Raw genomic sequence first — 9,652 nt, forward strand, 5'->3', positions numbered from 1 at the left:
CGCGTGTCGTGAGTTTGCTCCAGTCAGATAGGCCGTACGTCTTCCATGTCCCAATCTGTCGCCATGTCCGAGACCGAGTCGCTGCTCACCTACCCTCGGGCGATGGGTGGCACGCCCTTTCCTTACCAAGCAGCCTTGGCGAGAGCCTCTTCGTGCTTGTTCTGTGGGAGCGTGGCGAACCATCCCGAGCCGGATCCGCTCGACGCCTACCTCGCTCGTTGTTCAGTCCATCGACCGCCCGTGGTCACGTCGACCGACCCGGCCTTCTTTTCTACCCTCAAGGAAGGGGCACAGGCGGCTCTTCAAGTGGAAGCTTAGCCAGAGCTATCCAGGAAGCTCCGTGAGGCTCACCTTGGCGGCGAGGACCACCGCTCGCCAGTCCTTCTCCGGTCCGCCCTGAAGGTCGGCCGCGCCTTCGTGCTTGCCTCGCCGCCAAGCTTTCCAGATCCAACCCGCAGGCGTCTCGCCCACGTCGACGTGGTAGCCGAGGTACGCGAGCTCGGGCGGGACCACCGGGGGCGCCTTCTCGCCCACGAGCTCGGCCACCGCCCGCTCAAGCGGTAGCGGCTCCCATGGTGACTGCGGCGGCGAAGGCTTGCCGGCCCGCACGGGCGCGAAGTACTTGGCGTCGACCACCGCGAGCTGCTGCAAGAGACTCCGCCCGTTGGCCACGCGTACCCTGGCCAGGTCCCACGTGCACCCCGGGAAGCTCGCTTCGAGCAGCCCCTGGACCAGCCTCACGCGGGGCGTGGTCCTCACTCGGTTGCGGATCCACGACTCCGCCCACGCGATCCACGAGACGATGCTGTCGACGGTGATCCGCGTACAGTCGTCCCACACGTTCAGGCCGTGACGCTGGACCATCGTTGGCAACGAGGCGGTCGAAGGGCTGGCCTCGAAGCCCACGTCGCCGTTGCCCTTGACGTACAGCGGCCCGGGGGCGGGTCCGGCCTCGGGCGGTGCCATCCCTTCGAGCCCGGCCTCTGCCCCGGGCGGGTCCGGCTGCGGCTTGGGTGGCATCGGGAAGAAGGGCTCGACCGGCAGCACGCCGAGCGCGTCCACGTAGGCATTGGCGGCCACGCGGGCGTCCTCGTCGCTCTCCTCGATCCCAGCCCCGAGCTTGACCGCGTCCTTCTCGGTCTCGGTCGCCGGGTGCTCGGCGGTCGCGTAGACGCGCCACCGGACTCCGGTCGACAGCCCGGTCAGGTCGATGGTGTACGGCCCGCGCGTGTACTCGTCGTAGGGCTTGGGGAACCACGGCTGGGCGGGCTTGGGCCCGGCGGGCTTTGGTTCGGTGGGCGTGAGAGTGGGCCCTCCGCCGGGCTCGGGCGTCCCGCCGCCCCCTGGCGGGGGCGTCTCGCCACCACCACCCCCAGGCACAGGAGCATCACCGCCACCGCCCGAGCTCCCGCCGCCGCTGCTCGAGCCACCGTTGCCGGCCGGGCTCGTCGAGCTCCCAGCCGCGAGCGCGACCGTCCCGATTCCCGCAACTCCCATCAACCATAGCCACTTGCTCATCACGTACCTCGTTCCTTGTTCAAAGCACCACGTCATTCCCACCGAGCACCGCCCCGAACCCTCGTGCGAGGTCGTTCGGCGCCGCCGGCCGTCCCTTCGGCCACGCGGGCACGCGCCCTCGCAGCGCCTGGGGCAGGCACTCGTAGACCAACTGCGAGCACACCAGCCCGCACACCGGCCCCTCCTTGGGCACGATCAACCCGAGAGCATCGTAGGGCTGCCCTACGCGCCCGCGAACACACCCGTAGAGCTCCCGCCCTTCGCACAGCGGCAGCCACACCCGCACCCGCCCGCGGTCGCCGTACTCGGACTCGAGCACCCGCGCCACGCCGAGCCCGGGCCGGCAGTCGATCAGTAGCGCTCGTCCCTGGTCGTCGGCCTCGCACCCGTCGAGCGCCACGTGCGAGAACCCGTGCCCGCCCGTCGCCTTGTCGAGCAGCGTCGACTCCACCCCGTCTGGCTCGAACAGCACGATCGACACCCCGCATGCCGGACGGATCGCCCCGACCGCGGCCCCCTGTCCCGACCCACGCGCCAACGTGAGCACGGCCAGGGTGAGCCCCACGCCGACGACGGTGCCGGTGAGCAGCGTCACCGGTCGTCCTCCTCGCCCAGGTCGTCGAGATCCACCTCGACCTCTCCATCGCCATCGAGCTCGCCCGCACGCGCCAGCTCGTCGGCCGAGACCGCGACCACGACCACCTCGGGCTTCTGCCGGAACACCCGGCGGAGGATCAGCCCCGCCAGCGCCGCTCCGAAGGTGAACACGATGCCCTTCACGAACACTTCGGCGAGACCCTCGCCGTCGTCTTGGGTGCTCATCGCCGTCCCCTCCGCGCCCCTCGTCGCGACCGGACCCCAGGCCCGAACCCCAGCGCTCGCTGCAACCCCAGCCGCAGAAGCCAGCCCGCGGCCGCCGTCGCGCCCTCGGCCCCACCGCTCACGGCCAGGTCGAGGTTGGCGACCGCCTCCTTGGCCATGGCCATCGCCTCGGTCCACCCCATCTTCTCGGGCCCGAAGGTCGTGGTGCTCGGCGCTGGCCAAGTGCACTCCGGGAACAGCATCGTCAGCGCCTCGACGATCGCCGGCTCGGGGTTGGCCCGCAGCTCGTCGAGCTTCAGCGCCCATTTGGCAAACTTCCACTTGTTCTCGATCCCCCACGCCTCGATCGCGTCGGGGTCGACCACGTCGAAGTGATCGCAACCCTCGTAGCGGATCCCGTGCCGTACACCGCTGTCCTGCAAGCCCTTGCCTGCGTTGGGATCCTCTTCCTCCTCGGTCGCCGCGCTGGCCGTGCCCATCGCGAGCACACCCACGCCCAGCAGCGCCGCCGCAGCGATTCCCCACTTCACGCTCGTCTTCATGTCGTCCTCCGTTCGTTCACACCGTTTGCAGTCGTTCCAACACCTCGGCCCCCGTCACCGAAAGCGGCGGCGGCCGTCCATCGAGCCACGACGCAGGCAAGCCCACTGCGGCAGCGTCCTGCACGTAGCTCGCCCGCTTGCTGGCCAGGTAGGCCGCGTCGCCGCCCTTGGCCGGCGCGCCCCACATGGCGCGCAGGTTGAGCCACGTGGGCACCTTCCCAAAGCCGTCCCAGCGCATCAGCCCACGGGCGAAGCCCACCGCCATCGCCAGGGCCACCCGCGGCTCGAGCACCGACGACGGCGGCAGGCAGTACAGCTCCTCGCCGAGCTGGGCGAGGCCATTGGCAGGGAGCATCCCGAACCACCCACCCGAGCCGAAGATGTAGGCGGCGTCGGGGTGCCCGCATCCTTCATAGCGCCCGCGGTTGCGGTCGAACGCCTTGGCAGCCGCCGCAGCCTCGCTCGCCGAATCGTTGACGGCCTGCGGGTTGCCCTTGCTCTCGCGCCAGGCCACCAGCGCGAAGAAGTCCCCCCACGCCGGGGGTAGGCCAGCCTCGGCCGCCAAGCCCCGCACGGCCGCGATCCGATACGCACCGTCGCCGACCGCGGTGCCCGAGCTCGCGCTCGCCGTGCCCGACATCGACACGACCGCGACGAGCCCCGCCACGGCCGCCACCCCCCACGACACGGGGCTGCTGCTTCGCCGGCTCATGCGATCGCTCCCCACCAGTGCGCCGGGATCGGCTTGCCCTTGTTGACGGCGAAGCTCTCGCCACCCCATTGCAGGCCGTACTTGCGGATCGCCCACATGCCGACCTCCCGCCACACGTCCGGGCCGGGGTCGTTCTCCCGGTTGGGTCCGCCCTGCCGATGCGCGTAGATGTGCGTGAGCGACCCTTGCCGCCGCAGTGCATCCACCAGCGCTCGCCCGCCCTCGATCTGCGCCGGCTCGAGCTGATCCATCCCGAACTTGTCCGCGCCCCAGAACGCGTCGGGATTCGTGCTCCCGGCGCGGCTGGGCAGGTTGCCGGCAAACTCCACGGCCACGCTCTCGGAGTTGAGCCCACCCGACGCCGGCAGCCGGGTGGTGTGGTCGTGCAGCCAGTAGATCCCGCCATCGGGCAGCACCACGTAGTGCGCGGTCACGCCGTCGTAGCGCTTGGGGTCGTTGCCGCGCGAGAACCCCATCTGATGCAGTACCAGCGCGCGCACGTCCGATGCCTTGCGTGTGCGGGTGTGCGACGCCGCATCATCGGTCAGCCGCGCATGCTTGCGTCGATCGACGATCTTGCCGCCATTGGGCAGGTTCGAGTACGGCCGCTTCGACAGCGCAAACCACAGCGCCCCGAGTCCGACTACCGAGATCCAGATCGGAACCATGGCGCTCACGCTCCCTTCTCGAATTCGAGGATGTCGTCCGACCACCACTCGTGGAGGTAGACGTCGAGCCACAGCATGAAGTCCCCGAGCCAGTCCTTGAGCCCGTCGCCCCAGTCCTCGGGGTTGACGTCCATGCAGGTCGGTGCGTCCGGAAGTGACATCGAGGACGCCTGCCGCAGCAGCTCGGCGGTGAGCCGTCGGGTGGCCTTCAGCGGCTTGGGCCACCCACGCTCGGTCCAGTACGACTCGACCCACGCGGCGAACAGGGCCGGAGTCGGCGGCAAGTCGGGCCCAATGCACGCTCCGTCCGGGTTGTCGAAGGCCGCCCAACAGCGATAGCCCATCCACCAGTCGACGAAGCCTGCGACGGTGTTGCCGGGATCCGCCCGTTGCACCGCGTCGAGCTCCTCGCCGTGGACGTAGCCCGCGAACTCGGTCGGCCACAGCGCAACGACCTCCATGGCATCCTTGCTCGGACGGAACAGGGCGCCCTCGACCACGCCGTCGCACTCGGGGGCGATCCACAGGCCGTTGCCTCCAAAGTCGAAGTCACTCAACGGCTCCGAGCCTCCACCCCCGCCGAACACCTTGCCCTTGCCGCCGGGCCCCGGTGTCCACGGGTCGGTCGATCCGCCACCGCCCGAGCCTCCGCCACCGCCCGAGCCGCCACCTCCACCCGGCCCACCGCCACCGGGCACGAGCCCGCCGCCGCCTTCGGCCGCCGAGGCCAGCCCACCGAGGGCCAACAGCGCCCCCACTCCGGCCACGATGGCCAAACCCGTGTTGTTCTTGCGCTTCCTCATCGTCGTGTCCTTCGTCCCTTTCGTTGTTTGTGTCGTCGCCAAAGGAGCGCAGCGCCCACGGCCAACGCTCCGGTCATCAGCACTCCGCTCAGATCGCCTCCGGCCTGGTCGTCGCCCGAGCCGTCGTCGTCCGAGTCGGGCTGGCGCTCCGGATGGCGCTCGGGAAGCGGCGGGCGTTGGTAGTAGGCCGCGGCCGCGTCGAGCTGCTCGAGCACGCACGTGCCGTCCTCGGCCGTGGCGATCGCCTCGCGGATCGACGCCTCCCAGGTCAGCCCGTTGAAGTCGATCGACTCGAGCAGCACGTGCCGCACGCCGTCGAGCCTCTTGGCGAAATCCTGCAACAGGAACAGGAGTTGATCGCGGTCGGGGTACGGCCCGGGGACGGGCGGCTCCTCCATCTGGGAGAGCTCGTTCTCGATCGCCAGCAGCCAATCCCAGCGGAGGAATACCTCGCGCCCGACGGCGTGCGCGATGTCGTACCACTCGTCGTAGTCGAAGATCGTGGGAGGCCACGACCACGGATCGGTGGGCGTCTTGCCGTCCTCCGTGACCAGCAAGTGTGCATATGTGCTTCCGCAGGTCATCGCGCGTCCCTCCTTCGAGCGTGTCGTCGCCACAACAAGGCCCCGCCGATCGCCAGCGTGCCGGTCACGACCACCGCGCCCCACCGCCCCTGGGGAGCGTCGGGCTTGCGCTTGGTGCGACTATCCGGCAGCGGCGGCCGCTTGTAGTAGGCCGTCGCCGCGTCGAGGCGCTCGAGCACGCACGTGCCCTCGCGCGCCACCTCGATCGCCTTCTTGATCCCGGGCTCCCAGCTCAGCTCGAACACGGCGCTCGGATCGAGCAACACGTGTGGCAGAGCCTCGAGCTTGGTCGCGAAGCCCTGGAGCTGGGCCAGCAGCGCATCGCGCTCGGGGTACGGACCGTCGACGGGCGGCTCGTCGAGCTTGGCGAGCTTGTCCTCGATGGACAGCAGCCAGTTCCAGCGCCGAAAGACCTCCCGCCCGACGACGTGCGCGACGTCGTACCACTCGTCGTAGTCGCCCGGTCCAGCACGCCAGTCCCAGGGGTCGTTGGGGGTCTTGCCGTCCTCGGTCACCAACAGATGCGCGTATGTGTCGCCGCAAACCATCACTCCACCTCCAGCTCGCCGTCCGATCCCGGACAGCCAAAGTCGCCCACCAACGCGCCGCTCAGATCGTCGATCCCCTGCCACCTCACCCACGGCGGCGGGTTCTCCATCGACGACCCGTCCTCCCACTCCATCCCCGTGGTGGTGAGCACCTGGCCGGCCGACTCCCACAACACCTCGCGGTCGACGGGTGGCATCCACAGCAGCTCGTAGTCGCGGTAGTCCGGGTCGGCCGGGTTGCCCGCCATGGTGATGTTGCGGAAGGGCGAGAAGTGATCCTCGATCCGCTCGGCGGTGGGGCCGTGCACGGGCCGCAGCAGGATCGAGCGCCCGTGCTTGCTCGCGTGCGAGACGGTGACGGGGTTGGCCCCGTACATCGCATCGTTCCACCCGCTGCACTGGATCAGATCGATGACTCGCAGCCGCAGCTTGTCCTGCTTGGCGACCGCCAGCGCCCACACGCTCGCGTCCTCGTCGTCCAGGCCGCCCACCTCGATCGCCGCGAGGTACGCCTCCGAGAGCAGATACCGGTAGGCGATCGAGTAGGTGGAGTTGGTCCCACCGAAGCGGTCGTTCTCGACGACCGGATAGAAGGTGCCGCCGCGCGGGTACTCGTCGAGTAGCTCGGACCACGGTGGGTCGTCCTCGAGCTCGGGCTCCGGGAGCACCGGGTCGTCCTCGGGCGTGTCGATCGGTGGCTTGGGCCCATCGGTAGTGCCAGGCGCGGTGGGTTTGGGCGTGGGCGTGGTCCCACCGCCGCCCTTGCCACCGCCCATGTGCTTGCCCGGCTGCCATGGCTCGGGCTCCGGGTCCGGCTCGTCGTCGTCCGGCGGAGGCGGAGGCGGGAGATCGCCGAACGGATCGTCGGGTTCGGGCGGCGGAGGGAGGTCGCCGCTGCCCGAGCTCGGCCCGCCGCCATCGTCCGGCTCCGCGCCGCCACCACCGGATCCACCGCCCGAGCCCGAGCCTCCGTTGCCCGAGCCATTCGAGCCGCCACCGGTCGAGCCGTCCGAGGCCAGTGCACCCACGGCCAGCAGCCCGCCGCCCAAGCCCATCAGGCCGAGAAGGCCCCATCGTCGTCGTCGCTTGTTCATACACGCCTCATTCGTTCGGTTGGGTCGATCAGCCGATGACCGGCCAGGTGATACGCGTGCCACTGTCGTCCGCGACCCAGCGCGTCCTGGGACAGCAGCACCACGCGGTGCTCGTCGCGAGTTCGTGCGGCCACCACTCCACGGAGCTGGTCGAGCGCGCGGGCATGGCCCACCGACACCGCGGCGATCGGCCCGCACGAGGCCCACTTGCGCGCGAAGACCAGCGGCGCATCTTGGAAGACCGCCTCGACCGCGGGCGCATCGGGGTGCCACCGCACCCCGGCCGCCGCCGCGCTCGATGGAGGCTCGCGGTACGCGGCCCACTGGCGCAGGTACCAGCGGCAGTTGTGCTCGGCGAGCACGTCGAGCATTGCCTCGAGCACGCTCTGGCTCGGGATCTCGGCCAACCGTAGTGACACCTGGTACACGTGCGCGCTCCCTTCACGGGGTGATGGTCCAAACGACGGTGTAGAGCCGCGCCGCAGCGGCCGGGTCGATCCGCAGGTGGGTGGCCGAGGGCACGTCGATCTCCATGCGCGGCTGGTCGCTCGACCACGCCACGAGGCCCAACGGCACCGCCATCGCAGCCGGATCGCCTCGCAGCCAACTCCACACGGACCCGAGGCCCACCGCCGACGGATAGGCCGTCAGCCGCCGCGCTCCCGCGGGCACGCGCTGCACGTACGGCTGACCAGCGGGGATGTAGAAGGAATCGGTGAGCAGTGCCGAGAAGACCCCGCGCGAGACCTCGAGCCGCATCATCCGTAGCAGCGCCTGGCTCTCGAACAGCAGGCCCTGCTGCGGAGCCACGGGCTGCTGCGTGCCCATGAGCACCGCCCCCTCGGGCGCCCAGAGCTCGACCTGCAGCGCCTCGGCGTAGAGTTCCAGCGACTGCCCCAGGTCGATCTCGTAGGTCGTGCCGCGGGCCGAGTCGGTCGTGGTGATCCGCAGCCGCATCACCGATCTCCGCGAGGGATCCAGCCCCGACACGCCACCGGGCCCCACGGGCACGGGCGACCAGCGCAGGGCCTCCTGCACCGTGCTGCCAACCATCCAAAGGTGCTCGCCCGTCGGGCACTCGCTGGACCACGAGCCCACGCGCGCGGCAATGGGACGCAGACCCGCCGGGGTGCCGTCGTCCGACACCACCCCGAACACCTCGGCCCCGGGCGCGGTGCGGCGCGAGACGTAGGCGGTGCCCAGCCGTGGGTCATGGGGCTCGTGGTTGGTCTGGTTCATGGCGTCGGTCCTTGGATCGTTAGTCGGCAGTCGTCGCGTTCGGGTCTGGGTACGGCCGCGCACACCAGTGCGCGCGGCCGTCGTGGTCACTCGGTTACCCGCGCGTCAGGGCACGGGCACCGACGACGGATCGATCGCAGGCTGCGGCAGGCGTCCGGGGTGGTGCCCGCACTTCCACCCCTGCGGCAGCGCCTCGATCTCGTATCCCCAAAGCTCCGCGCGAGCGTTGAGGAACATGCCGGCCGCGTACGGGTTCCACCCGACCAGCACCAGGTTGTCGGCCTGGGCCGCCCGCGAGAACGGACCCCACGCCACTTCGAAGGCCGGCACGTCACCGGCCGTCTTGCCGTCGTAGGCCACCGACTCCACGCCCACCACCGTCGACGCGTCGGGGTTGGGCTGGTGGTAGTTCTCCTGCGGGTGGTTCTTGACCATCACCGCGGTCAAGAGCCACACGCGGATCTGATCCGGGTCGGTGCTCCCCCGCCCGGAGAGCCGCACCGCGATCGGCAAGAAGTAGTTGCTCTGGGTGGGCTCCACCCGGAACTCGATGCGGTTCTGCCCGTCCACCCGCTGCACCCCGCCCGACGTCACCTTGAGGGGGCAGCCGTGCTTGCTGGCGACCTCGTGGTAGCAGTCGTTGATCGACGTGGGCCGGCAGATCGGCACCTGCGGCTGGCAGGTGGCCGTGTTGGGGCTGGGCTGGCAGCCCGTACCGCAGCCCCCCACCGCGAACCGCTCGATCTCCTCGGGCGACGGCGGGCGGATGGTCGGGGGCTCGCTCGCGGCGGCCTTGGCCCGTTCGGCCCGCTGGGCTCGGGAGGCGAGCACCGCCCGGTCGGCGGCATGTTGGGCATCGAGCTGTCTCTTCGTTCGGATCTTGAGTCGTTGCATGAGCTTTCTTCCTTTCGGGTCGATGCCCACGTTCGGGGGCAGGTCGTCCCCACGGCCTGAGCGCCACCGGGTTGGAGGTTGGTCGAGTACGGGCCCACGTTCGGAGGCAGGTTCCCCCACGGCCTGAGCGCCACCGCTGCTCGTCGATTCGGGACGGCTCTCTCGTCCCCCGGCCTCGAGCGGATCCGGACGTCGGGGTCAGGCGAACGAGACCCCTCCGATCTTTCG

General features: G+C 70.2%; 13 protein-coding genes. All 13 read right to left on the reverse strand.

Going from position 1 to position 9,652, the window contains the following annotated elements; genetic code table 11:
- Window positions 1-324: 324 nt before the first annotated feature.
- Window positions 325-1,518 carry a hypothetical protein gene (locus OEB96_RS03370; RefSeq protein ID WP_266213967.1) on the reverse strand — a complete coding sequence of 398 codons (1,194 nt, stop codon included), beginning with the start codon at window positions 1,516-1,518 and terminating at the stop codon, window positions 325-327.
- A 19-nt stretch (window positions 1,519-1,537) separates the two neighbouring features.
- On the reverse strand, window positions 1,538-2,113 hold the full coding sequence (locus OEB96_RS03375; protein WP_266213968.1) for a hypothetical protein: 576 nt from the start codon (window positions 2,111-2,113) through the stop codon (window positions 1,538-1,540).
- Complete coding sequence (locus OEB96_RS03380; protein WP_266213494.1) at window positions 2,110-2,340, reverse strand: hypothetical protein; 231 nt, start codon at window positions 2,338-2,340, stop codon at window positions 2,110-2,112. Before OEB96_RS03380 ends, OEB96_RS03375 begins: the two co-directional genes overlap by 4 nt.
- Window positions 2,337-2,882: a hypothetical protein gene (locus OEB96_RS03385; protein ID WP_266213969.1), complete on the reverse strand. Its 546-nt coding sequence runs from the start codon at window positions 2,880-2,882 to the stop codon at window positions 2,337-2,339. Before OEB96_RS03385 ends, OEB96_RS03380 begins: the two co-directional genes overlap by 4 nt.
- A 16-nt stretch (window positions 2,883-2,898) precedes the next feature.
- The gene (locus OEB96_RS03390; RefSeq protein ID WP_266213970.1) at window positions 2,899-3,594 is read right to left on the reverse strand and encodes a hypothetical protein; all 696 of its coding nucleotides are present in this window, start codon (window positions 3,592-3,594) and stop codon (window positions 2,899-2,901) included.
- Window positions 3,591-4,262 (reverse strand): N-acetylmuramoyl-L-alanine amidase, encoded by a 672-nt coding sequence (locus OEB96_RS03395; RefSeq protein ID WP_266213971.1) that lies wholly within the window; start codon window positions 4,260-4,262, stop codon window positions 3,591-3,593. Before OEB96_RS03395 ends, OEB96_RS03390 begins: the two co-directional genes overlap by 4 nt.
- 5 nt (window positions 4,263-4,267) lie before the next feature.
- Window positions 4,268-5,065, reverse strand: a complete 798-nt coding sequence (locus OEB96_RS03400) for a hypothetical protein (RefSeq protein WP_266213972.1) — start codon at window positions 5,063-5,065, stop codon at window positions 4,268-4,270.
- Complete coding sequence (locus tag OEB96_RS03405; RefSeq protein ID WP_266213973.1) at window positions 5,062-5,649, reverse strand: hypothetical protein; 588 nt, start codon at window positions 5,647-5,649, stop codon at window positions 5,062-5,064. The genes OEB96_RS03400 and OEB96_RS03405 overlap by 4 nt, the downstream gene beginning before the upstream one ends.
- Window positions 5,646-6,197, reverse strand: a complete 552-nt coding sequence (locus OEB96_RS03410) for a hypothetical protein (RefSeq protein ID WP_266213974.1) — start codon at window positions 6,195-6,197, stop codon at window positions 5,646-5,648. Before OEB96_RS03410 ends, OEB96_RS03405 begins: the two co-directional genes overlap by 4 nt.
- Window positions 6,197-7,291, reverse strand: a complete 1,095-nt coding sequence (locus tag OEB96_RS03415; protein ID WP_266213975.1) for a hypothetical protein — start codon at window positions 7,289-7,291, stop codon at window positions 6,197-6,199. The genes OEB96_RS03410 and OEB96_RS03415 overlap by 1 nt, the downstream gene beginning before the upstream one ends.
- Window positions 7,288-7,719, reverse strand: a complete 432-nt coding sequence (locus OEB96_RS03420) for a hypothetical protein (RefSeq protein ID WP_266213976.1) — start codon at window positions 7,717-7,719, stop codon at window positions 7,288-7,290. Before OEB96_RS03420 ends, OEB96_RS03415 begins: the two co-directional genes overlap by 4 nt.
- 13 nt (window positions 7,720-7,732) lie before the next feature.
- Window positions 7,733-8,530, reverse strand: coding sequence for a hypothetical protein (locus OEB96_RS03425; protein ID WP_266213977.1), 798 nt, complete (start codon window positions 8,528-8,530; stop codon window positions 7,733-7,735).
- A gap of 105 nt (window positions 8,531-8,635) precedes the next feature.
- Window positions 8,636-9,424 (reverse strand): hypothetical protein, encoded by a 789-nt coding sequence (locus OEB96_RS03430; protein ID WP_266213978.1) that lies wholly within the window; start codon window positions 9,422-9,424, stop codon window positions 8,636-8,638.
- Window positions 9,425-9,652: the final 228 nt, after the last annotated feature.

Origin of the sequence: Paraliomyxa miuraensis (genome assembly GCF_026337845.1) — a bacterium.
Taxonomy (GTDB): Bacteria; Myxococcota_A; Polyangia; order Nannocystales; family Nannocystaceae; genus Paraliomyxa; species Paraliomyxa miuraensis.

Excerpts from the sequence above, each read along its gene's own strand:
- OEB96_RS03370 (WP_266213967.1), bottom strand. The coding sequence starts at position 1,518 with ATGAGCAAGTGGCTATGGTTGATGGGAGTTGCGGGAATCGGGACGGTC.
- OEB96_RS03380 (WP_266213494.1), bottom strand. The coding sequence starts at position 2,340 with ATGAGCACCCAAGACGACGGCGAGGGTCTCGCCGAAGTGTTCGTGAAG.
- OEB96_RS03385 (WP_266213969.1), bottom strand. The coding sequence starts at position 2,882 with ATGAAGACGAGCGTGAAGTGGGGAATCGCTGCGGCGGCGCTGCTGGGC.
- OEB96_RS03390 (WP_266213970.1), bottom strand. The coding sequence starts at position 3,594 with ATGAGCCGGCGAAGCAGCAGCCCCGTGTCGTGGGGGGTGGCGGCCGTG.
- OEB96_RS03395 (WP_266213971.1), bottom strand. The coding sequence starts at position 4,262 with ATGGTTCCGATCTGGATCTCGGTAGTCGGACTCGGGGCGCTGTGGTTT.
- OEB96_RS03400 (WP_266213972.1), bottom strand. The coding sequence starts at position 5,065 with ATGAGGAAGCGCAAGAACAACACGGGTTTGGCCATCGTGGCCGGAGTG.
- OEB96_RS03405 (WP_266213973.1), bottom strand. The coding sequence starts at position 5,649 with ATGACCTGCGGAAGCACATATGCACACTTGCTGGTCACGGAGGACGGC.
- OEB96_RS03410 (WP_266213974.1), bottom strand. The coding sequence starts at position 6,197 with ATGGTTTGCGGCGACACATACGCGCATCTGTTGGTGACCGAGGACGGC.
- OEB96_RS03415 (WP_266213975.1), bottom strand. The coding sequence starts at position 7,291 with ATGAACAAGCGACGACGACGATGGGGCCTTCTCGGCCTGATGGGCTTG.
- OEB96_RS03425 (WP_266213977.1), bottom strand. The coding sequence starts at position 8,530 with ATGAACCAGACCAACCACGAGCCCCATGACCCACGGCTGGGCACCGCC.
- OEB96_RS03430 (WP_266213978.1), bottom strand. The coding sequence starts at position 9,424 with ATGCAACGACTCAAGATCCGAACGAAGAGACAGCTCGATGCCCAACAT.